This window comes from Pseudoalteromonas sp. ASV78, from assembly GCF_047806705.1.
Classification (GTDB): domain Bacteria; phylum Pseudomonadota; class Gammaproteobacteria; order Enterobacterales; family Alteromonadaceae; genus Pseudoalteromonas; species Pseudoalteromonas prydzensis_A.
The window spans coordinates 2,765,185-2,788,302 of record NZ_JBLOPA010000001.1 but is presented as its reverse complement, the minus strand read 5'-3'; the positions used below and the strand labels follow the sequence as shown (position 1 = coordinate 2,788,302).

Genomic DNA, 23,118 nt, shown 5'->3' with positions numbered 1-23,118 from the left:
GTGTATCTTGGCTAAATTATCATAGCTTAACACTACTAACAAAATTCCAAGGAAAAAAATTATGCTAGGTCAGTTCAAGCGCCTACTATTTATTTGCTTTATTATTGTACTTGGCGTTTTTTCTCAATTTAGTAATGCTCAGCAGCAAGTAACGCTGTTGGAGCAATTTAAGCTTACTAATGAGTGGTCAGAAAAGCTGCAGTTAGCAAATCAACTACTTGCCAGGCAACTTTCAAATCAACAACAAGTCGCTATCTATTCTAGTTTAGCCGAACGCGCGTTTGAACTAAGTAACTACCCTCAAGCATTACATTATTATCAGTTGTTAGAGCTAAAAACCCCATTTGAAAAACAACCTGAGTTACATTTTAGAGCAATAAAAATGCAAGGTGTAGTGCAGTACTTTCAAGGTTTACTGCAACCAGCCATTATTAGTTATAACCGAGCCTTAAATTTGGCTGTGCGTTTAAACAGCCCATTAAAGCAAGCTAACTTATTGAGTAATATTGGCTTGGCATATTTTAATATGCATAACATGGAGCTTGCGTTAGAGCATTACCAACAGGCAAAAGCATTTTATGAAAACGACGGGAGTGAAAAAGACAAGGCGGATATTCTGCATAATATTGCCGGCGTCTACATTCGTTTATCGCGTTATGATTCAGCACTCGAAATTTATCGTCAAGTGATTGATGTATTTCAGCAATTAGATGATGAAGAGGGGATTGCCCGTGCCCATGGCAATATGGCTGTTGCTTATGCAGAGTCAGGTCAAAATCAATTAGCGCTGCACTATTATCAACTCGCTTTACGGTATTATCAAAGCGTCAATGATGCCTACCAGCTGTCGGTCCAGCATACCAATTTAGCGAGTATAAACTTAAAAATAGATGAGCTAGATGCCGCTTTGTACCATGCAAAAGCGGCTCAAAAATACGCTAGGCAGATTGATAATCAATCATTACAGTTAGCAGCTCTACAAGTGTTAGCCAAAGTGCAATTAGTTAGCGGGGATATAGATACCGCTAAACAAAATTTAAAACAATCAATCGCACTAGCCAAAGAATATAAAGATGAGTTACGTGTTAAAGATGGCTTAGGCATTGAAGCGTTATTAAGTGCGGGTGAAGGCGATTACAAGCAAGCGATTCAGTTGCATCAGCAGTTTGTTGATTATCAGCGCGGTATAATTAGTGAAGAGGTTATGAAAGCGTTAAGTACATTTCAGTCTCAGTTTCAATCGAGCCAGTTAAATCAGGAAATTAAACAGCTTAAACAAGAGCGTAGCTTACAAGAACTAAAAATCGAAAAACGTTCACAATTGACTATTTTACTGTCAATAGTATTGATGCTGGTGTTGATCTGTGCGGTTGCACTATATCGTCGTGCAGTTGAGAAAAAGGCCAAAAATCAATTAGAACAAAAAGTTGCGCAACGTACTCAAGAGTTACAATATGTGGCACAAGAATTACGTGCAGCGAATCAAGTGAAGAGCCAATTTTTGGCAAATATTAGTCATGAAATTCGTACACCGCTTACGGCGATATTGGGGCAAACAGATGACTTATTGAATGGTTTGTATCAGCCTCAGCAGCTACAAACGGAGTTGTTGGTCATTAAGAAACACAGCGATCATTTAAAAGGTTTGATCAATGATGTGCTCGATCTGAGTAAAATAGAAGCCAACCGCTTAGATTTAGATGTTAGCGAGTTTGATCTAGTCGTGATTGTTAACGATGTTTACGCTATGTCGAGTATGCAGGCCAAAAATAAAGGGTTAACACTCTTATTAGAAAACAACTTAGGGCCGAGCTTTTGGACTAAGCTCGATTTGATCCGAGTTAAGCAAATACTGATTAACTTACTAACGAATGCGATTAAATTCACTGAAAGCGGTTTTGTCACTTTGCATATTGATCACACCGAGCAAGGCGTTTGCTTTAAAGTTAGTGATACGGGGATTGGTATGACGACAGCGCAAATAGAAAATATTTTTGAGTGTTTTCAACAAGGCGATAATACCATTAGTCGCAGGTTTGGTGGTTCAGGATTGGGTTTAAGTCTCTCACAACAATTAGCAATTATGATGGGGGGTTATATCAGTGTTGAAAGTGAGCTGCATAAAGGCAGTGAATTTATTTTTAATGTGCCATGCAAACAATATCCGCCAGCAAAAGTTGCAAGTGAGGCTGCAGTACCAGAAAATAAAACCGGTCTTGTCGGACGAGTGTTGTTAGCAGAAGATCATTCTGACAATCGTAGGCTAATAACACGCTTCTTAAAGTCTACTGGGCTTGAAGTGATCTCAGCAAGTAATGGTGAACAAGCGGTTGAGCTTTGTCTTAGCGAGTTCCCTGATATTGTTTTATTGGATATACAAATGCCAGTAATGGATGGCCTGAGCGCTTTTGAATTATTAAAAAAATGTGGTTTTAATAAACCGATCTTCGCGTTAACGGCTAATGCGATGAGTCATGAAATAGATGATTACTTAGCCATGGGGTTCACGGGCTATTTAAGTAAACCAATCGAGAAAGAAAGCTTCTATCGCACGCTCGCCTTGTATTTGGATAATCCTATAGCGTTACCTACAACTAATCCTGATATTAGTGATTTAGTAAGCAGTTTTATCGCCAGCTTTGATGATGAAATTAAGTTACTGACAGCGCATTTTGCAGCACAGGATTTGACGGCATTACAGCAAGATAGTCACCGTATTCTTGGTGCAGCACAAATATTTACACTCACGAATGTGGCTGATGCAGCGTTGCGCTTAGATAAGGCGTTATTAGCGAAAGATCAACCAGCAACCGATGCAGAGATAGCTGCGTTGCTGGATGAATTAATTCAGCAATTATCTAAATCATCTGACCTAGAATAGCCCTAGCGCTTGCGGTTAGAGATTAACTCCACGAAGGTTATAACAAGGACTTTTCGGCAAAAAAAATGCCTGTATTAACAGGCATTTTAGAATGTTGTAAACGGAATTACTGACGTTTCATCGAATCAAAAAATTCATCATTGGTTTTGCTCATAGAGAGTTTATCAATTAAAAACTCCATCGCGTCAATTTCAGACATTTCGTGCACGATTTTACGTAAAATCCACATTTTTTGTAGCTCGTCTGGTTTAGTCAGTAATTCTTCACGACGGGTACCAGAGCGGTTAAAGTCGATTGCAGGGAATACACGCTTTTCAGCAATCTTACGATTTAAGTGTAATTCCATATTACCGGTACCTTTAAACTCTTCGTAGATAACTTCATCCATCTTAGAGCCGGTATCGATCAGCGCCGTAGCGATAATGGTTAAACTACCACCTTCTTCAACGTTACGTGCAGCACCAAAGAAACGCTTCGGTTTATGCAGGGCGTTCGCATCAACACCACCGGTAAGTACTTTACCAGATGAAGGAATTACCGTGTTGTATGCACGAGCTAAACGAGTGATTGAATCCAATAAGATGATGACATCTTTTTTGTGCTCAACCAGACGTTTGGCTTTTTCGATTACCATTTCAGCAACTTGAACGTGACGGCTCGCTGGCTCATCAAACGTTGATGCAATCACTTCACCTTTAACAAGGCGTTGCATTTCAGTTACTTCCTCTGGACGCTCATCAATAAGTAATACCATTAATGTTGCATCAGGGTGGTTATGAGTAATTGATTGCGCAATGTTTTGTAGTAGCATTGTTTTACCCGCTTTTGGCGGCGCTACTAATAAACCACGTTGGCCACGGCCAATTGGTGAGGCTAAATCAAGTACTCGAGCGGTAATATCTTCGGTGCTACCATTACCACGTTCCATACGTAAACGTTCATTTGCGTGTAGCGGGGTAAGGTTTTCAAAAAGGATTTTAGTGCGAGAGTTTTCAGGTTTATCAAAATTTACTTCGTTTACTTTTAGTAAGGCAAAGTAACGTTCGCCGTCTTTAGGTGGACGTATCAGACCCATTATAGAATCACCAGTACGCATACTAAAACGACGAATTTGGCTAGGTGATATATAAATGTCATCAGGACCCGCAAGGTAAGAGGCTTCTGATGATCTTAAGAAACCAAAACCATCCTGTAAGATTTCTAGTACACCACCGCCAAAAATGTTCTCTCCACTTTTGGCGTGGGCTTTAAGGATAGCAAAGATAATATCTTGCTTTCTTAAGCGGGCTACGTTTTCGAGCCCCATGGACTCAGCTAAGTCTACAAGTTCTTTGATCGACTTGTCTTTTAATTCGCGTAAATGCATATTGGTGGGTTCTTTATTACAGTTATCATGCTCATATAATCGATATTGATTAGTGAGAGAGGTTTGTTGGTAAACTAAGGATTAGTTGGCTTTATAAACTAGCAGGTCACTGGCTAGGCGTCCAGTCTTTATACAAAAAAAATGTAAAAAAGGGCAAAAAGCCCTTTTTTACGTCTGTATTTAGATGTTGTTTTCTAAAAATTCAACTAATTGAGTTTTAGAAAGTGCACCAACTTTAGTTGCTGCAACCTGGCCTTCTTTGAAAAGAAGTAGTGTAGGGATGCCACGGATGCCAAATTTAGGTGGTGTGCCTGCATTTTGATCGATGTTTAATTTACCGATAACGACACGGCCATCAAATTCATCTGCTACTTCATTAAGAATTGGCGCGATCATTTTACATGGTCCGCACCATTCAGCCCAAAAATCAACTAATACAGGCTTGTCTGATTGTAAAACGTCAGCTTCAAAGCTATCGTCAGTTAATTGAATAATTTTCTCGCTCATTGCGCTCTCCGATAAGTTAGGCGAAATATTTAATGCGTATTTAAACACTCTTGTTTCTTATTGCAAGTATAAACGTTATGCTTAAACGCTATGACTAAGACACATTTAACCGATAAAAAGTTTTCAGACTTTGCTATCGCACCGGAAGTGGTTGCCGGTTTAACCGAAAATGGGTTTGAATATTGCACACCCATTCAAGCTAAATGCCTACCTTTTATTTGTGATGGCCGCGATATTGCGGGCCAAGCACAGACAGGGACAGGCAAAACGTTGGCGTTTTTAACTGCCACGTGCCATCGGTTATTACAATCTAGCAAAGCACCTAGTAAACATCCAAGAGCCCTGATCATGGCCCCTACTCGGGAGCTTGCGATTCAGATCCACAAAGATGCAAAAATTTTAGCGCCACACTGTAATCTTAACTTAGGTTTAGTATATGGTGGCGAAGATTACGAAAAACAACGTGCACAATTAGAAAAAGGCGTTGATATTTTAATTGGCACCACAGGTCGCTTAATCGATTTATATAAACAAGGGTGTTATACCCTCAATGAAATCGAAGTTGTGGTACTAGATGAAGCCGATCGTATGTTTGATTTGGGCTTTATTAAAGATATTCGTTATATGTTCCGCCGTATGCCGGATACATCACAACGCCTTAACTTATTATTTTCAGCAACGTTATCGTATCGCGTTCAAGAACTGGCGTTTGAGCACATGACAAACCCAGAGCATGTACAAATTGAACCAGATGTAAAAACGGGTAAGCGTATTGAAGAAGAGTTATTCCATCCTTCGCAAGAAGATAAAGTTAAGCTGTTATTAACTTTGATTGAAGAAGAATGGCCAGAGAAAGCCATTGTGTTTGCAAACACCAAACACAGTTGTGAAACAGTGTATGCATGGTTAAAAGCTGATGGTCATCGTGTAGGTATGCTGACTGGTGATGTTAATCAGAAAAAACGCCAATCAATTTTAGCGCAATTCTCTAAAGGTGATTTAGATTTCCTAGTGGCAACTGATGTTGCAGCGCGTGGCTTACATATCCCAGAAGTAAGTCATGTATTTAACTTCGACTTACCAGATGATTGCGAAGATTATGTGCATCGAATTGGCCGTACTGCACGAGCCGGAGCATCAGGTAAGGCAATTAGTTTTGCATGTGAACAGTACGCATATAACCTTCATGAAATTGAAGAGTACATAGAGCACAGCATTCCTTTATCACATTATGATAAAAGTGCATTGCTTGATGATTTAACTAAGCCTACTATTCAAAGAAAACGTAACTATACAACAGGCCCACGCAGTCGTAGTAATAACAGCGGACGTAGACCAAACAATAGTTACCAAAAAGCACGGTCGTAATTACGGCCGTCGTTATAGTCGTAGTAGTAACTAGAGGTTTTTGAACGGTGGGGCAACTTAAACCGCAAAAAAATGTTTATGCAGTAATTGATTTAGGATCTAACAGTTTTCACATGTTGATCGCTAAGTCAATTGCTGGCGGCTTGCAAACCATAGGCCGCGTTAAACGCAAAGTCAGATTAGCCGCAGGGCTAAATGAAGATAACCTATTGAGCACAGAAGCAATGCAACGAGGTTGGGAATGTCTCGCGTTATTTGCAGAACGCCTCCAAGATATTCCGAAAAACAACATTACTATCGTTGCCACCGCTACGTTGCGTTTAGCAACCAATGCCGATGAATTTAAAATCAAAGCCGAACAAATCCTTGCCCATAAAATTAATGTTATTAGCGGTGAACTAGAAGCGCGCACGATTTATAAAGGTGTAGCGCACACTTCGTCATGCAGTGGCCGTCAATTAGTTATTGATATTGGTGGTGCCAGCACCGAAGTGGTAATTGGTAAAGGTTTTGACGCATTACATTACAAAAGCCTAAACATGGGCTGTGTTACTTACCTAGAGCGTTACTTTAAAGATTGCAAACTCAATGACGCTAATTTCAATGCCGCTATTAAAGCCGCACGAGTAGTTATTGATGATATAGCGCCAAGTTACAAAGTGGCGGGTTGGGAGATTGCATCAGGAGCATCGGGTACAGTGCAAGCGATCCAAGAAATTATGGTCGCACAATCACTTGATGACACATTAAGCCTAGATAAGCTTAATGAAATTAAAAAACAGTCGATAGCCTACAACACAATTGCTGAATTAGACCTACCAGGCTTAAGCGAAGAAAGGCGTTTAGTATTTGTTTCAGGGCTCGCTATTTTAATTGCGCTATTTGAAGCGCTTGAAATTGATAAAATGGGCTTAGCAGGCGGCGCACTTCGTGAAGGTGTGCTCTACAGTATGATCCCTGAGTTTCATAATCACGATATTCGCAAGCGCACAGTTGATGGCTTAATGAGTCGTTATCATGTTGATCAAAAGCAAGCAAACCGAGTAGCCGAGCTTAGCAGTCACCTCGCAGCTCAAGTCAGCGAGCAGTGGCTATTACTCGATAATAATGGCTTACCGTTACTTAAAGCAATTGCGCAATTACATGAAATAGGTTTGTTAATTGAATATAAGCAGTACCAAAAGCATACCGCCTATATTCTTGAAAATACCGAGATGCCTGGTTTTTCACAATCGGAGCATAAAATTATTGCTGCAGCCGCTAACGCACACCGTTCTGATCTGCAAAAGAATGTGTTTGCACATTTAGGCTGTCATGTGCAATTAACACAATATTTAACGCGCTTGATTAGGATCGCTGTGATCTTATCAATGCGTCGCCAAGATGACGTATTACCAAAATTAACTTTAACTGTTAATAATGAAGCTTTAACACTAATATTTGAAAATGATTGGTTAAAAGCGCATCCACTTATGGCAAGTGAGCTCCAACAAGAGTGTAAACAGCAAGCAAAAGCAGGCTGGAAGTTTATAGTTAAATAGTAAAAGGGCTTTAATAGCCCTTTTATTGTATTAAAAAGCACCGTTGTGCAGTAAATTTGTTCGAACAGTCAATAAAATCAAAAAAGATCAAAAAAACAGTTGATCTGTTTTTGGATCTCCCTATAATGCGACCCCACTGAGACGGCAAACAGCAACGCATAGCGACGTATGAGCTACTCACAGAGTTAAATAAAACTTAGCATTAAATGTTCGAAAAGAAAGTTTAAAATTAAGTATTGACTCGAAAAATAAAGGATGTAATATACGCATCCCTAGCGACATTGTCGCAACGTTCTTTAACAATATAAAGCAATCATCTGTGTGGGCACTCGTACAGATTGAGTTCTAACAGCAGATTCTAGTTCGCTAGATGAAGCAAACAAATTTAGAGTCTCAATTGAACTGAGTGACCAACAGCAATAAATTTATTTATTGCAGCACAGTCAATTCGTTTTTGGCAACAAAAACAAATAATTCAGAATTCATTGAGCATGTCCTTTGGACAGAAAAAACTTTTAATTGAAGAGTTTGATCATGGCTCAGATTGAACGCTGGCGGCAGGCCTAACACATGCAAGTCGAGCGGTAACAGAGAGTAGCTTGCTACTTTGCTGACGAGCGGCGGACGGGTGAGTAATGCTTGGGAATATGCCTTTTGGTGGGGGACAACAGTTGGAAACGACTGCTAATACCGCATGATGTCTACGGACCAAAGTGGGGGACCTTCGGGCCTCACGCCAAGAGATTAGCCCAAGTGGGATTAGCTAGTTGGTAAGGTAATGGCTTACCAAGGCGACGATCCCTAGCTGGTTTGAGAGGATGATCAGCCACACTGGGACTGAGACACGGCCCAGACTCCTACGGGAGGCAGCAGTGGGGAATATTGCACAATGGGCGCAAGCCTGATGCAGCCATGCCGCGTGTGTGAAGAAGGCCTTCGGGTTGTAAAGCACTTTCAGTAAGGAGGAAAGGTTATACTTTAATAGAGTATAGCTGTGACGTTACTTACAGAAGAAGCACCGGCTAACTCCGTGCCAGCAGCCGCGGTAATACGGAGGGTGCGAGCGTTAATCGGAATTACTGGGCGTAAAGCGTACGCAGGCGGTTTGTTAAGCGAGATGTGAAAGCCCTGGGCTCAACCTGGGAACTGCATTTCGAACTGGCAAACTAGAGTGTGATAGAGGGTGGTAGAATTTCAGGTGTAGCGGTGAAATGCGTAGAGATCTGAAGGAATACCGATGGCGAAGGCAGCCACCTGGGTCAACACTGACGCTCATGTACGAAAGCGTGGGGAGCAAACAGGATTAGATACCCTGGTAGTCCACGCCGTAAACGATGTCTACTAGAAGCTCGGGTCCTCGGACTTGTTTTTCAAAGCTAACGCATTAAGTAGACCGCCTGGGGAGTACGGCCGCAAGGTTAAAACTCAAATGAATTGACGGGGGCCCGCACAAGCGGTGGAGCATGTGGTTTAATTCGATGCAACGCGAAGAACCTTACCTACACTTGACATACTGAGAACTTACTAGAGATAGTTTGGTGCCTTCGGGAACTCAGATACAGGTGCTGCATGGCTGTCGTCAGCTCGTGTTGTGAGATGTTGGGTTAAGTCCCGCAACGAGCGCAACCCCTATCCTTAGTTGCTAGCAGGTAATGCTGAGAACTCTAAGGAGACTGCCGGTGATAAACCGGAGGAAGGTGGGGACGACGTCAAGTCATCATGGCCCTTACGTGTAGGGCTACACACGTGCTACAATGGCGCATACAGAGTGCTGCGAACTCGCGAGAGTAAGCGAATCACTTAAAGTGCGTCGTAGTCCGGATTGGAGTCTGCAACTCGACTCCATGAAGTCGGAATCGCTAGTAATCGCGTATCAGAATGACGCGGTGAATACGTTCCCGGGCCTTGTACACACCGCCCGTCACACCATGGGAGTGGGTTGCTCCAGAAGTAGATAGTCTAACCTTAGGGAGGACGTTTACCACGGAGTGATTCATGACTGGGGTGAAGTCGTAACAAGGTAGCCCTAGGGGAACCTGGGGCTGGATCACCTCCTTATACGATTTAGAACTTATTTGTTCGTAGTGTCCACACAGATGATTGTTATTGTAAAGAGAACAAACACTTATTGTTTGGGTCTGTAGCTCAGTTGGTTAGAGCGCACCCCTGATAAGGGTGAGGTCGGTAGTTCAAATCTACTCAGACCCACCACTTCTTCTTAATACTGCGTTGTAAGCTTCGTTGTTTAGTGAACTAAACGGCCTCAACTTACGCTTTGTCTTAAAAAGAAGTCGGTATACAAACAATAAGTACCAGCATATGTGGGGCTATAGCTCAGCTGGGAGAGCGCCTGCCTTGCACGCAGGAGGTCAGCAGTTCGATCCTGCTTAGCTCCACCACTTTTACTTCTTAAAAATAAATATTCTTTATCGGGTCCTTAAAAAGCCTGAGAATAGAGTGTGTTTAATTTTGAGAAGTTTTTTAATCTCTTGCTCTTTAAAAATTTGGAAAAGCTGATAATAAAATTCGTATGAATACATTTGTATTTGTACAGAGTTTTCAAAAGTAAAAAAGAATGATAGCAGTATCATTCAGTGCCATTTAATGAACGTTTACGTTTGTTGATTGGTATCTACTTTAGTATTCAATATTAACTTCTGGCGAAGTTAAACTGTCACGAAACAAAGACCCGTTTGGGTTGTATGGTTAAGTGACTAAGCGTACACGGTGGATGCCTTGGCAGTTGGAGGCGATGAAGGACGTATTAACTTGCGATAAGCCTAGTCAAGCTAGTAAAAAGCACTTGAGACTAGGATTTCCGAATGGGGAAACCCACCTGCTTGCAGGTATCGTTAACTGAATACATAGGTTAACGAGGCGAACGCGGAGAACTGAAACATCTAAGTACCCGTAGGAAAAGAAATCAACCGAGATTCCGGAAGTAGCGGCGAGCGAAACCGGAACAGCCCTTAAGCTTATTATGTGTTAATGGAAGGCGCTGGAAAGCGCCACGATACAGGGTGATAGTCCCGTACATAAAAATGCATTTTAAGTGAAATCGAGTAGGTCGGAGCACGTGAAACTTTGACTGAATATAGGTGGACCATCATCTAAGGCTAAATACTCCCAACTGACCGATAGTGAACCAGTACCGTGAGGGAAAGGCGAAAAGAACCCCTGTGAGGGGAGTGAAATAGAACCTGAAACCGTGTACGTACAAGCAGTAGGAGCCCACTTGTTGGGTGACTGCGTACCTTTTGTATAATGGGTCAGCGACTTATATTTTGTAGCGAGGTTAACCGATTAGGGTAGCCGTAGGGAAACCGAGTCTTAACTGGGCGAATAGTTGCAAGGTATAGACCCGAAACCCGGTGATCTAGCCATGGGCAGGTTGAAGGTTGAGTAACATCAACTGGAGGACCGAACCCACTAACGTTGAAAAGTTAGGGGATGACCTGTGGCTAGGAGTGAAAGGCTAATCAAACCGGGAGATAGCTGGTTCTCCCCGAAATCTATTTAGGTAGAGCCTCGGACGAATACTTACGGGGGTAGAGCACTGTTAAGGCTAGGGGGTCATCCCGACTTACCAACCCTTTGCAAACTCCGAATACCGTAAAGTACTATCCGGGAGACACACGGCGGGTGCTAACGTCCGTCGTGAAGAGGGAAACAACCCAGACCGCCAGCTAAGGTCCCAAAGTCATAGTTAAGTGGGAAACGATGTGGAAAGGCCCAGACAGCCAGGAGGTTGGCTTAGAAGCAGCCATCCTTTAAAGAAAGCGTAATAGCTCACTGGTCGAGTCGGTCTGCGCGGAAGATGTAACGGGGCTAAACTATGCACCGAAGCTGCGGATTCATCTTAGGATGAGTGGTAGGGGAGCGTTCTGTAAGCGGTTGAAGGTGTACCGGGAGGTATGCTGGACGTATCAGAAGTGCGAATGCTGACATGAGTAACGATAATGCGGGTGAAAAACCCGCACGCCGGAAGACCAAGGGTTCCTATCCCATGTTAATCAGGGTAGGGTAAGTCGACCCCTAAGGCGAGGCCGAAAGGCGTAGTCGATGGGAAACGGATTAATATTTCCGTACTTGGTATAATTGCGATGGGGGGACGGAGCAGGCTAAGCAAGCATGGCGTTGGTAGTCCATGTGAAAGTGAGTAGGCTAGTGACTTAGGTAAATCCGGGTTGCTGTTAGGCTGAGACACGAGACGAGTCACTAAGGTGATGAAGTTGCTGATGCCATACTTCCAGGAAAAGCCTCTAAGCTTCAGATTATACCGAATCGTACCCCAAACCGACACAGGTGGTCAGGTAGAGAATACTAAGGCGCTTGAGAGAACTCGGGTGAAGGAACTAGGCAAAATCGTACCGTAACTTCGGGAGAAGGTACGCTCCGATTGGTGATGAGACTTGCTCTCTAAGCTGATTGGAGCCGCAGTGACCAGGTGGCTGGGACTGTTTATTAAAAACACAGCACTGTGCAAAATCGCAAGATGACGTATACGGTGTGACACCTGCCCGGTGCCGGAAGGTTAATTGATGGGGTTATCTTCGGAGAAGCTCTTGATCGAAGCCCCGGTAAACGGCGGCCGTAACTATAACGGTCCTAAGGTAGCGAAATTCCTTGTCGGGTAAGTTCCGACCTGCACGAATGGTGTAACCATGGCCACGCTGTCTCCACCCGAGACTCAGTGAAATTGAAATCGCAGTGAAGATGCTGTGTACCCGCGGCTAGACGGAAAGACCCCGTGAACCTTTACTACAGCTTGGCACTGAACATTGAACCTACATGTGTAGGATAGGTGGGAGACTTTGAAGCAGAGACGCTAGTTTTTGTGGAGTCGTCCTTGAAATACCACCCTTGTAGTTTTGATGTTCTAACGTTGGCCCCTGAATCGGGGTTACGGACAGTGCCTGGTGGGTAGTTTGACTGGGGCGGTCTCCTCCCAAAGAGTAACGGAGGAGCACGAAGGTTGGCTAAGTACGGTCGGACATCGTACGGTTAGTGTAATGGTAGAAGCCAGCTTAACTGCGAGACAGACACGTCGAGCAGGTACGAAAGTAGGTCATAGTGATCCGGTGGTTCTGAATGGAAGGGCCATCGCTCAACGGATAAAAGGTACTCCGGGGATAACAGGCTGATACCGCCCAAGAGTTCATATCGACGGCGGTGTTTGGCACCTCGATGTCGGCTCATCACATCCTGGGGCTGAAGTCGGTCCCAAGGGTATGGCTGTTCGCCATTTAAAGTGGTACGCGAGCTGGGTTTAGAACGTCGTGAGACAGTTCGGTCCCTATCTGCCGTGGGCGTTTGAGAATTGAGAGGGGTTGCTCCTAGTACGAGAGGACCGGAGTGAACGAACCGCTGGTGTTCGGGTTGTCATGCCAATGGCATTGCCCGGTAGCTACGTTCGGAACTGATAAGCGCTGAAAGCATCTAAGCGCGAAGCAGGCCTCGAGATGAGTTCTCACTAGACTTTTAAAGTCTCTGAAGGGCCGTTGAAGACTACAACGTTGATAGGCAAGATGTGGAAGCATAGTGATATGTTAAGCTAACTTGTACTAATTACCCGTGAGGCTTAACCATACAACGCCAAACGCGTTTTATGTGATAGTTGAACAAGCGAAGAAGTTAAGATTGTAGGTCGTGATTTATCGCGACAACTAAAGTAGATTTACTGACAGCTTTAAGCGATAAGCTTTAAGTTGTAAGAAGACAATTATCAGCCATTTTCCAAATTTTAATTAATTGGCTCGAAAGAGCGGATTAATACCAAATTTGCTTGGTGACAATAGCGTTTTGGACCCACCTGACCCCATGCCGAACTCAGTAGTGAAACGAAACAGCGCCGATGATAGTGTAGCATTTGTTATGTGAAAGTAGGTCATCGCCAGGCTCCAAATTAAAGAAACCCGTTACAGCGATGTGACGGGTTTTTTGTTGTTTAAAAGAAAGGTTCTAGTTCCTAGGTCCTAGGCGCTAGGTTGCTAGGCGGTCATTACGTAAGTGTCCGACAAAACACACTTAGCATGTCCCCGGTCTATGATAGTGTCGCATTTGTATGTGGCTCTCTGCCGCTGTGGGCACTACGTCATCGCCAGGCTCCAAATTAAAACAATCCATATTCTTCAGTTTCTTCTGCCTGTTGATGCATTAAGTGTTGTGGTCTGAAAATAGCACTTGGGTCTATGAGTACGCTATGTTTATGTTCAAGTTTAATCAATCCTCGCATCATATTTTTGGTCTGCGGATCAATATCAAAACCGACATCTGTGAGTTTATCTAAAGGTTTGATATCTTCTTTTTTATAGCTGATATTATCTTCAACCTTATCGACCAATAGCCCGATGTGAGGGTTCCTACCATCTTTAGTGGTAAAAATGATAATTGGCTTATGATCGAGTAGGATCTGTTCTTTCGCTGATTCAAATAATCTGATGAGTTGCATGAAGTTACTGTTGCGCTCTATGTTCAGCTCAGTCATCGCTTGTGTTATATTGCTTTGTTTTACTAACTCAATTATCTTATTTGCACGCATATATAGTCGGCTGTGGGGAATTTTAAAGCGCTCTATAATTGCTTTGAGATCTTCGTTTTCAGTTTTGAAGTTACTGTACCATTTTGCAAAATTTGATTGCTGAACATCAGTATTATGAGCAAAGGGTTGATTATGCTTGATACTATTTTCCAGTGCAGCAAACCATTGTTGTTGCTTTTGTTGCCACTCGCTAAATAATTCGACCAATGCTTGATTGGTTTCTTGTGTTGATTGTTTATTAAGAATAATCCCTAAATCAAAGATCGGGGTTGGGGTTTCCATATAATCTTTAACACCAATAAAGCTTTTATTGTCGTTTGGTAATGAGGTTAAATTATCTTCAAAGCGTTCAGTTAAAAGTATGTCGAGAATTTTTAATGAAATCGTCTTTTGGCCTACCCTAAAATTAATTAAATCCATACAGCCCTCATCTCCTAGATTGATAGATTAAGAATAGAACATTATTTAGAAAACGCAGTTATTTTGTTACCGCACAGAGCGGTAGACGATATGTTTATTTTTATCAGTTTTATTGATGAATAACGCGTTTATTTGTTTATCTTCACTGAAAATAATATTTAGGCGCTGCATCAAACAATTATGTTGCAGTGGTTGAGGGCAGCGTTGTGCCGCGGCAGTAAATACCATTGCATTCAGATAGCCTTCAAAGTGGATGCGATTTGGTTTGTTAATATTGGCCAGTGCCATATCTTGTAAGAATTCACGGCACCAATAGGCGCTGCATTTATGTGGGTTTGGCACGACTTCGGTGACCATCACTTCACTAGGGTATTTAAGCCGCGCAAATAGGTCTGAACTTGAAGCAAAAGAAACGCTAGTGTATTCAGGGGTAAATTGTTGCTCATAGGCGTTATTTATAAACTCTGATAATGGCTTATAAGTACCTACTAAACTAATGGCAGTCACGCCACTGGCTTTAAGTGTTTTTAGGGCGTTTGCAATATCATGGCTATTACGTTGAAAGCGTGCGACTTTAACTGGTTTTAGGTTAAATTTAGCGAGCGATTTTCTTAGCCCTGACTCTACTACGAAGCCAAACTCATCAGCTTGAATTAACAATCCAATTCGACTGTGATTCTTTTCTTCGACGAGGTATTTTATTTGTTCGTCAGCTTCATCTTCATAGCTGGCGCGTAGATTAAACACATTCATTTTTGGCTGATAATGCAAAAATTCGGCGCCGCTGTAAGGCATTAAATAAGGAGTTTGTAACTTTTCAAGCAGAGCAGAAACCGCGAAGCTTGTTGGTGTGCCCATGGCTCCAAATAGCGCATCGACTTGGTCTTTATAAATGAAGTGACGAGTATTACGAACTGCTCGCCTTGGCTCGTAACCATCATCGGCAACAATAAGCTGCACTTGAGCCCCATTGATGCCGCCACTTTTATTTAGCTTGTTAAAATAGACATTACTACCTTGGTAAAGTTGTTCACCAATTTGTTTTGCAGGCCCGGTTAAGGCGGTAGACATACCTAGTTTTATAACGGGTTTGTTTTTGGCATAGGCAAAGTGGCCGGTAAAGAATAGCAGCAATAAAACAACACTAAGGTAATTTCTTAAGTAAATATTGCTCATACCAATTAGTTACAGCCTGTTTTAATTGTTTATCGAGTGATTTTTTACCGCTGATCTGTAGAGCTGTTTGTGTCTTTTGAGGTGACCAGTTTTGTAATATTAGCCTAATAAAAAGGCATTTGGTATTTTCATCGCAGGTTAACAGGCTGCGAGGTGTGCACCAAAGTGTCCGCCATAGTAAAGGTTTTATGGCGTGTAATTGATAGTCTGTTGTTAATAAAGATTTTAATCGTTTATCTAAGTGGCGATCTACCTGCTGTGGCATAAAAGCTGTAAGTACTTGTTCGATTAATTGCTGATCTAGTTGGTTAAAATGATCGAGTAGTTGCAATGCAAAATCAGACTGAAATTCGCTTTCTAGTTGCCTGTTTAAGGTATTGTCTCGACTTAAACTTTTTAGTACCAGTGTAGCATGTTCTGCGGTTGCTTTATCTTGTTTGAACCCTAGTTTGACTAGATTAAAGCCCGCCGCTTGCCAAAACTTTAGTAAGCTGGCATTTGCACCAAAACTGGCACCAAACCAATGGCAGCTTGCAGTTAATTGTTGCTCGCAATGCGCAAGTAACTTTGAACCAATCTTGTTGTTATGGTGCGATGGTGCAACAGCAATGCGGACAACACGAGCGCAGTTTAAGGTGAGTATACTTGGCTCAACGGTTAACTGCGCTAAGGTTTGCGCCATTAAGTGGCCTTGCGGGCGGCGTTGGCCACTGGCAATCTGTTCACTTATTGTTGTATTTAAACCGCCTTCAATAGCAATTAAACATACCCCAAGAAGCGTATCACGTTGTTGGCAGACAAAAATACGCTGTGCTGTAGCATCCAGCAGGTGGCGTAAATCATTCACACTAGTTTGATAGTGCGCTAACGACAATAAGCCCATGACTTGGCGAAGTCGCGCTTCATCGTGGGCCAATTCCGTTGTTTTCAGCTCGCTAAACTCAAGTGCCGCATTATTAAACTCACTACTTGTATAGTCTGCATCTAGGGCTAAGAGTTTACAAATATGTTGTTCAAGAGGATCCGCTGGAGCAAAACGTATTGGTAGCTCTAAATTAACACTGCGCATATTTTTGAAGTGCTTTTCTAAATAACGTTTAAAGCGCAAAGTATAACCGCGGCCGTTACCTTCATAACCAATCATAGTGCTGGCAAATACAATGCGCGGATAATGAGCAAGCATTTTGATAAGCATAGGCACTGGAATTGCTGCGGCTTCGTCAACTAGCAGCACATCGCATTGAGGCTGCTCATTTAATAGTTGATCTGGTGCAATATAACGTAAGTTAGCGAGCTGTTTTTGTTGTGCTTGATAATGACAGCCTCGCATAGCTGCAAAATGTTTAAAGCAGCTATGTAGAGCTGTAAATTGTTGTGAACAGATAATAATGTTTTTATCGCTAAGCTTTGCTGCTGCAAGGCCGAGTGCCGCAGATTTGCCTCGGCCACGATCAGCAGTGATCAATAATGGCCGGTTCGCTCTTCCCGTTGCGGTTTTAATTATTTGCTCAACACAATACTGTTGCTCTGTAAGTGAAAGTACACCAGTTTCGGGGCTCACTTTAGGAGGCGGCTGCCAACCTTCCGTTTGGCTAAAATGCAGTAGTGAGTTATCGCTAAGCAAACCAGCTAAACGTTGATTAAAGTAACTGTGCTGGCGTTGTTGCGCAAATGATTGAAAGGTTTCGAGGGCTGGATCGCACCAATGCTGTAAATCAGCCAGCTCTGGTAATAATAAAATAAATAACCCGCCAGCTTGCACTGTGCCGCTGAGAGCGGCGAGTTTATCTGGGGCTAAGCCACTAAAGCCATCATAAATAACATGTTGAAATTCTTGGCCGAGGATCTGATGAGTATGTTCAGGCCAGCTACTATTTTTGAGCTCACGGCTGGCTGATAATACCTTGCACAGGGGGTGGTTCAGTTGCTTAAGTAACTCATTGGCTTGCTGGTAACACCAATTTTGCTCGCCAGTAACTAATAGCAGTTGCCTATGTTTTGCATAGGCAAGTTGCGTGAGGAACGATGCTAATTGCGGACTAAATAGCTTGCAGTCGTGCATAAACAGTTACTAACCACTTACTACCAAAGTCATCAAAATTCACTTGTACGCGAGATTGAGCGCCACTGCCTTCGTAATTAATAACTGTTCCCATACCAAATTTAGCATGTAATACATGCTGCCCTAAGTTAAAGCCACTTTCTTCAAATGCTGCATGACTCACCGATGAGCTAAATCGGCCAGCTGCAGGCGGGCGCGATACTTGGGTTTTTATACGAATTTCTTCAATGCAATCTTCTGGCATTTCACGTAAAAAGCGTGATGGGCTATGGTATTTTTCTTGACCATAAAGACGACGGCTTTCAGCGTGGCTAATATAGAGTTTTTCCATGGCGCGAGTCATGCCTACGTAACAAAGACGGCGTTCTTCTTCTAAGCGGCCTGATTCCTCGTTACTTTGCTGTGATGGGAACATGCCTTCTTCAACACCAACCATAAATACCAGCGGGAACTCTAGGCCTTTCGCTGAGTGCAGTGTCATCATTTGCACGGCATCTTCATGTTCTTCAGCTTGGCCATCACCCGACTCCAGGGAGGTATAAGCCAAGAATCCTTGCAGTGGTGAGCTAAACTCTTCATCTTCTGGGAGTTCGTATTGGCCACAGGCGCTGATCAGCTCTTCTAAGTTTTCTACCCGAGCACGGCCTTTTTCGCCTTTTTCAGCTTGATACATAGCCATAAGGCCCGATGTTTGAATCGCGTATTTGGCTTGCTCTTCTAGCGTGAGATCGCCAATTTTGTCTTCAATGTGCTCAACCAGCTCAACAAACTTAGTTACAACACTAGCCGCACGCCCTGATAGATGCTGTTGCTCAACAATGGCTTTTGCAGCGTACCAAAGCGGCAGTGATTCACTGCGTGCACAATCACGAATATGGCTTAGGGTTTTGTCGCCAATACCGCGGGCTGGGGTGTTAATAACACGCTCAAAAGCGGCATCGTCTTGGCGATTGCCAACAAGGCGTAAATACGCCAGTGCGTCTTTAATCTCTTGGCGTTCGAAAAAGCGCATACCGCCGTAAATGCGGTATTTTAAGCCTTCTTGTAGCATGGCTTCTTCAAGTACCCGCGATTGCGCGTTACTACGGTATAAAATCGCAGCGTCTTGTAATGCATTACCAGCATTGAGCCAACTACGCAATTTACTGCTGACAAAGCGGGCTTCGTCTAATTCGTTAAAAGCGGCATAAACAGAAATAGGCTCGCCATCATTGCCATCGGTCCAGAGGCTTTTACCCATCCGGTCTGAATTATTTTGAATAAGCGCATTAGACGCTTTTAGAATAGTAGCAGTAGAACGATAGTTTTGCTCGAGGCGAATTGTTTCGGCTTCAAAGTCGGTTAAAAAGCGTTTGATGTTTTCAATTTTTGCACCGCGCCATCCGTAAATACTCTGGTCATCATCACCAACAATCATAATGCTGTTGGTATCGCCGGCGAGTAATTTAAGCCATGCATATTGAATGGTGTTGGTATCTTGAAATTCGTCTACTAGCATATGAGCAAAACGTTGCTGGTAGTGACGTAGTAAGGTTGGATTGTTTTTTAGAACCTCAAAACTACGCAGTAATATTTCGGCAAAATCAACTAATCCAGCACGGTCACAGGCTTCTTGATAAGCGGTATAGACCTTAAGCATCATTTGCTCATTGATGTCATAAGCTTGGATATCTTTGGGGCGCAGGCCTTCATCTTTCTTGGCGCTGATATACCAACCAAACTGTTTCGCAGGCCACTTTTTGTCATCAATATTCATGGCTTTTAATAAGCGTTTGATCATGCGTAGTTGATCGTCTGAATCTAAAATCTGAAACGCTTCTGGTAAGTTAGCTTCACGGTGATGGGCGCGCAAAATACGATGTGATAAGCCATGGAAAGTACCAATCCACATACCACCGACGGGGGCTTTAAGAGCCTCTTCAACGCGGGTTCGCATTTCTTTGGCAGCTTTATTGGTAAAGGTTACTGCAAAAATACTGTAAGCAGAGGCTTGCTCTACTTGCATGAGCCAAGCGATACGATGAACGAGTACTCGAGTTTTTCCTGAGCCTGCGCCAGCCAGCACCAACATATTTTGAAGTGGGGCAGCAACTGCATCCCGTTGCTTATCATTTAAACCGTCGAGTAATTCTGAAACGTCCATCATCACGCCTTTTCAATCAATATTAAAAGCAGTATAACAGGTGTTTTTGTTAGGCTAAATAAAATACTGTTTTTATAACCAGTTAATTTAACGGATCCTCTGAAGGCTTTAAAAACTTAATGATTCATTTATAGCCATTTTTTAGCTAAGCTAGAACAACAGTATTAAGTTACATCGCCAATTTGACTTATATTTAGTAAAAATCACGATTTAAGCCAGTTTTTAGTAAGGCTCTTGTTTTTAACTTGTTGATTTTTAATAATTAAATAATTGGCATGAAGAATGTAAGTAGATAACAATAAAATTTAATTAATAATTGAGGTTAACATGGCAGAGCAAGGTTCAGGCGGTAATGTGATCGCAGCGATTTGTAATATATTTTTCCCAGGTTTAGGGCAGTTAGTACAAGGCCGGATCATGGCGGCAATTGCTTTCTTCCTAGCGTGGGTTATTAGTGGCGCGCTTATTTATGTTGCGATTGGTTTTATATTGCTGCCTATAGTCTATATTTGGGCAATCATTGATGCCGCTCGGTTTAGATCTTACCGGTAGCTGTGTCACTTAAAAGAATAGCGCTTTTTAGCGCTATTTTTGTATCTGGCTTTATTTATTCAGCACTGACTAGGGTATAATCCCGAGCATTAGTTGTATTTAGGTAAAGTTATGGAATACCAATTTATACGCGATCCAATCAGTGGCCTGCGGATTAAAATTAGCAGTGAACATGCAGTTATTGGTCGTTGGTTAAATGAAGAGATCGGCAAAGACAAAATTGCCATGGTACAGGCTTTAATAGCCTCAGTATCAAGTAGTTTTGAGCCGTTAACGCTACAGGGCCAAGAAATTGATTTGATTTTAAATAAAGATGAAGCCATTTTTGAAGCCCATGCCTTGCACCAAGACTCAGAAGACTTATTTGCTTATCAAGATGATGAACTGATGCTCGAAGAAAATGGTTTAAGCAGTGGCTGTGGTTTTGAAGATTTTGTAGATCTGATTAATTCATGGCAAGAATTTACCACCGGCAGGTAAGCAGAGGGTTAAAGCCCTCTGCTAATTACGCTATTGCTCAGATACAGATTTTACTGCCGCTAATAGTAAACTTTCAGTAAGGCGAACTTTATAATTAGGGTTTGCGTACTGAAAATGCACTAAACCTTTCTGGTCAATTACAAAAACTGCCGGCACAGGTAAGGCTACCTTCGCCTTACCATCAAGAGACACAAAATTTACCCCTAGTTTATTACGATAAATAGTCGCGGTTTTATCATCAAGGTAAAAAGCTAAACCAAGCGCTTGGCTAAGTAATAGGCTATCGTCAGAAAGTAGCTGATAATTTGGTGAATCTATTTTGCTTTCAGCCAATTTTTCTGGACTATCTGGTGATACTGCAATAATTTGCGCACCTAGGTCAGCGAGTTCAGCTTCAATTTTTTGCACATTCGCTAATTGCTTCGAGCAATATGGGCACCAACCACCACGGTATACGATAAGCACCGTTGTTTTTTCAGCAAAACGTTCAGCTAAAGTAACATTTTTACCTGTTTTATCTTTCAGTGTGATTGCTGGCACTGTTAAGCCGGGCATCAATGGACTAACTTTTTCAGCCTGATCCGCAATATTTGTAGCCGTTGCAGCAGCCACTGATGTAGCCATTGATACAGTAATTGCGAATGAACAAGCGCGTAGGATTGCTTTTAACATGTAAGTCTCTAATAATTTTTTAAACGTGTGGTATATAAGATAGGCTAATTGGAGAAATAATTTCATTAGATCTCACTTACCTGTATTATTACTGCAATTAAAATAGTAACTGGAAGAGATATGTCTGCCAATTTAAATAAACTAGTGGTGATGCTAGAAATGCAAAATGCGATGAACACCAAAGTTCATGAGCAATGGTTTAGCCAAGGCTTTGAATGGTATCGTGCTATTTGGGTTGAATGTGCAGAAATGCTTGATCATTACGGTTGGAAATGGTGGAAAAAACAAACTCCAGATACCGAGCAAGTTATTTTAGAACTGGTTGATATTTTTCATTTTGGTTTATCGCTACGCATTGATGGTGAGACTAGCTACTTGGAGCTAGCTAAGCAGCTTGAGCAACAATTAAGCGCACCGCAACAAGGCGATGATTTCAAACAAACGTTAGAGACTCTAGCAGCATCAGCTGTCGCAGAAAAAACTTTTAATGCAGCGGCATTTGCTGGTTGTATGGCGCAAATAGGCATGGATATCGATGATTTATATCGTGGCTATGTTGGTAAGAATACGCTTAACTTTTTCCGCCAAGATCATGGTTATAAAGAGGGTAGCTATATTAAAGTGTGGAATGGCCAAGAAGATAATGAGCATTTAGTTGAGGTGGTTAAAAGCCTTGATACTGAGCATGCTGATTTCGCAAAGCTTGTTTACCAAGGCTTAGAGGCTCGTTACCCGAAAAACTAAGGGAGCAGAGTACGAAAATCGGTCACGTTTAAGTAGTCACTGATCTCATTGTGCGGTTGTTTGCTATCAGGGTTTGCAACCGCCAATAAATGGCCAATACCATATTCTTTAGCGGCATTTAGCACGGCCAAACTATCATCAACAAATAACGTTCGTTGTTTCTTAAAACCTAACTCAGCTTGTACTTGCTGCCATAATGGTTGGTGCTCTTTACTTACACCATATTGATGCGTTGAGATCACGCCATCGAGATAATTATCGATGTTGGTTTGTTCAAATTTAAGCATCACACTTTCCGGGTGTGCATTGGTCAGTAAGATTAACTCTTTACCTGCTTTTCGTAATGCAGTTAAAAATTCTGGTACATCTTCACGTACTTTGATCAAATGCTGGTGTTGACGCTTTAACTCCAGAATTGGCAGGTTAAGTTGTTGCTCCCAGTACTCTAAACAATACCACTGAAGTTGCCCGCTGACCGCTTGATAACGTTTGAGAATATCAGCTTTAGCCTGCGCCAAGCTGATGTTTTGTACAATGGCGTGCTGTTCGGGGATCACGGTAAGCCAAAAGTGAGTATCAAAGTGGAGATCAAGCAAAGTACCATCCATATCTAATAGCACTGTATCGATTTTCGACCAATTTAGCATAGGAATTTCATCTTATAG

Annotated in this window: 14 protein-coding genes, 2 tRNA genes and 3 rRNA genes; 11 read left to right on the top strand and 8 right to left on the bottom strand. The window is 42.4% G+C overall.

The genetic code is table 11. The annotated features are described in order from the left end of the window. The first annotated feature begins 61 nt into the window (after positions 1-61). Positions 62-2,881, top strand: coding sequence for an ATP-binding protein (locus ACMVDV_RS12490; protein WP_416158325.1), 2,820 nt, complete (start codon positions 62-64; stop codon positions 2,879-2,881). Positions 2,882-2,987: 106 nt separating this feature from the next. Here the strand turns inward: ACMVDV_RS12490 and rho are convergent, their stop codons facing one another. Further along, positions 2,988-4,247 carry a transcription termination factor Rho gene (gene rho / locus ACMVDV_RS12485; protein ID WP_064666866.1) on the bottom strand — a complete coding sequence of 420 codons (1,260 nt, stop codon included), beginning with the start codon at positions 4,245-4,247 and terminating at the stop codon, positions 2,988-2,990. 180 nt (positions 4,248-4,427) lie between these two features. Continuing rightward, on the bottom strand, positions 4,428-4,754 hold the full coding sequence (gene trxA, locus ACMVDV_RS12480) for a thioredoxin TrxA (RefSeq protein WP_304181715.1): 327 nt from the start codon (positions 4,752-4,754) through the stop codon (positions 4,428-4,430). A 90-nt stretch (positions 4,755-4,844) separates the two neighbouring features. Here trxA and rhlB point away from each other — a divergent pair, with 90 nt between their 5' ends. The 7 genes from rhlB to rrf all read left to right on the top strand — a co-directional run bounded on the left by rhlB (position 4,845) and on the right by rrf (position 13,562). Then, positions 4,845-6,122, top strand: coding sequence for an ATP-dependent RNA helicase RhlB (rhlB, locus tag ACMVDV_RS12475; protein ID WP_416158324.1), 1,278 nt, complete (start codon positions 4,845-4,847; stop codon positions 6,120-6,122). Between the two features lie 47 nt (positions 6,123-6,169). Further along, positions 6,170-7,663 carry a guanosine-5'-triphosphate,3'-diphosphate diphosphatase gene (gene gppA / locus ACMVDV_RS12470; RefSeq protein WP_416158323.1) on the top strand — a complete coding sequence of 498 codons (1,494 nt, stop codon included), beginning with the start codon at positions 6,170-6,172 and terminating at the stop codon, positions 7,661-7,663. 516 nt (positions 7,664-8,179) lie between these two features. Next, positions 8,180-9,721, top strand: a 16S ribosomal RNA gene (locus ACMVDV_RS12465). Positions 9,722-9,797: 76 nt separating this feature from the next. Then, positions 9,798-9,874, top strand: a tRNA-Ile gene (locus ACMVDV_RS12460). A gap of 112 nt (positions 9,875-9,986) precedes the next feature. Next, positions 9,987-10,062: transfer RNA gene (locus tag ACMVDV_RS12455), tRNA-Ala, on the top strand. Between the two features lie 305 nt (positions 10,063-10,367). Further along, positions 10,368-13,252: ribosomal RNA gene (locus ACMVDV_RS12450) — 23S ribosomal RNA — on the top strand. Between the two features lie 195 nt (positions 13,253-13,447). Then, a 5S ribosomal RNA gene (gene rrf / locus ACMVDV_RS12445) occupies positions 13,448-13,562 on the top strand. The 16S, 23S and 5S rRNA genes sit together here with 2 tRNA genes alongside, the layout of an rRNA operon. A gap of 213 nt (positions 13,563-13,775) precedes the next feature. Here the strand turns inward: rrf and ACMVDV_RS12440 are convergent. The 4 genes from ACMVDV_RS12440 to uvrD form a co-directional block, all read right to left on the bottom strand. Then, on the bottom strand, positions 13,776-14,624 hold the full coding sequence (locus ACMVDV_RS12440) for a chemotaxis protein (protein ID WP_416158322.1): 849 nt from the start codon (positions 14,622-14,624) through the stop codon (positions 13,776-13,778). A gap of 66 nt (positions 14,625-14,690) precedes the next feature. Beyond that, positions 14,691-15,800, bottom strand: a complete 1,110-nt coding sequence (locus tag ACMVDV_RS12435) for an ABC transporter substrate-binding protein (protein ID WP_416158321.1) — start codon at positions 15,798-15,800, stop codon at positions 14,691-14,693. After that, the gene (locus ACMVDV_RS12430; RefSeq protein ID WP_416158320.1) at positions 15,769-17,862 is read right to left on the bottom strand and encodes a GNAT family N-acetyltransferase; all 2,094 of its coding nucleotides are present in this window, start codon (positions 17,860-17,862) and stop codon (positions 15,769-15,771) included. Before ACMVDV_RS12430 ends, ACMVDV_RS12435 begins: the two co-directional genes overlap by 32 nt. Beyond that, positions 17,840-20,005, bottom strand: coding sequence for a DNA helicase II (uvrD, locus tag ACMVDV_RS12425; RefSeq protein ID WP_064668529.1), 2,166 nt, complete (start codon positions 20,003-20,005; stop codon positions 17,840-17,842). Before uvrD ends, ACMVDV_RS12430 begins: the two co-directional genes overlap by 23 nt. Positions 20,006-20,332: 327 nt before the next feature. Here uvrD and ACMVDV_RS12420 point away from each other — a divergent pair, with 327 nt between their 5' ends. Both ACMVDV_RS12420 and ACMVDV_RS12415 read left to right on the top strand, forming a co-directional pair. Continuing rightward, positions 20,333-20,557: a hypothetical protein gene (locus ACMVDV_RS12420; RefSeq protein ID WP_416158319.1), complete on the top strand. Its 225-nt coding sequence runs from the start codon at positions 20,333-20,335 to the stop codon at positions 20,555-20,557. 111 nt (positions 20,558-20,668) lie between these two features. Further along, positions 20,669-21,037: a YacL family protein gene (locus ACMVDV_RS12415; protein ID WP_145242569.1), complete on the top strand. Its 369-nt coding sequence runs from the start codon at positions 20,669-20,671 to the stop codon at positions 21,035-21,037. Positions 21,038-21,067: 30 nt separating this feature from the next. On the opposite strand, the gene ACMVDV_RS12410 is transcribed toward ACMVDV_RS12415, so the two are convergent. After that, complete coding sequence (locus ACMVDV_RS12410) at positions 21,068-21,709, bottom strand: peroxiredoxin-like family protein (RefSeq protein ID WP_416158318.1); 642 nt, start codon at positions 21,707-21,709, stop codon at positions 21,068-21,070. 120 nt (positions 21,710-21,829) lie between these two features. Between ACMVDV_RS12410 and ACMVDV_RS12405 the strand changes: the two genes are divergently transcribed. Then, a complete protein-coding gene (locus ACMVDV_RS12405) occupies positions 21,830-22,453 on the top strand; it encodes a dUTP diphosphatase (RefSeq protein WP_304179599.1) in 624 nt (207 codons plus the stop codon). Here ACMVDV_RS12405 and yrfG read toward each other — a convergent pair. Continuing rightward, a complete protein-coding gene (gene yrfG, locus ACMVDV_RS12400; protein ID WP_416158317.1) occupies positions 22,450-23,100 on the bottom strand; it encodes a GMP/IMP nucleotidase in 651 nt (216 codons plus the stop codon). The two genes, ACMVDV_RS12405 and yrfG, sit on opposite strands and share 4 nt — an antisense overlap. Positions 23,101-23,118 lie beyond the last annotated feature (18 nt).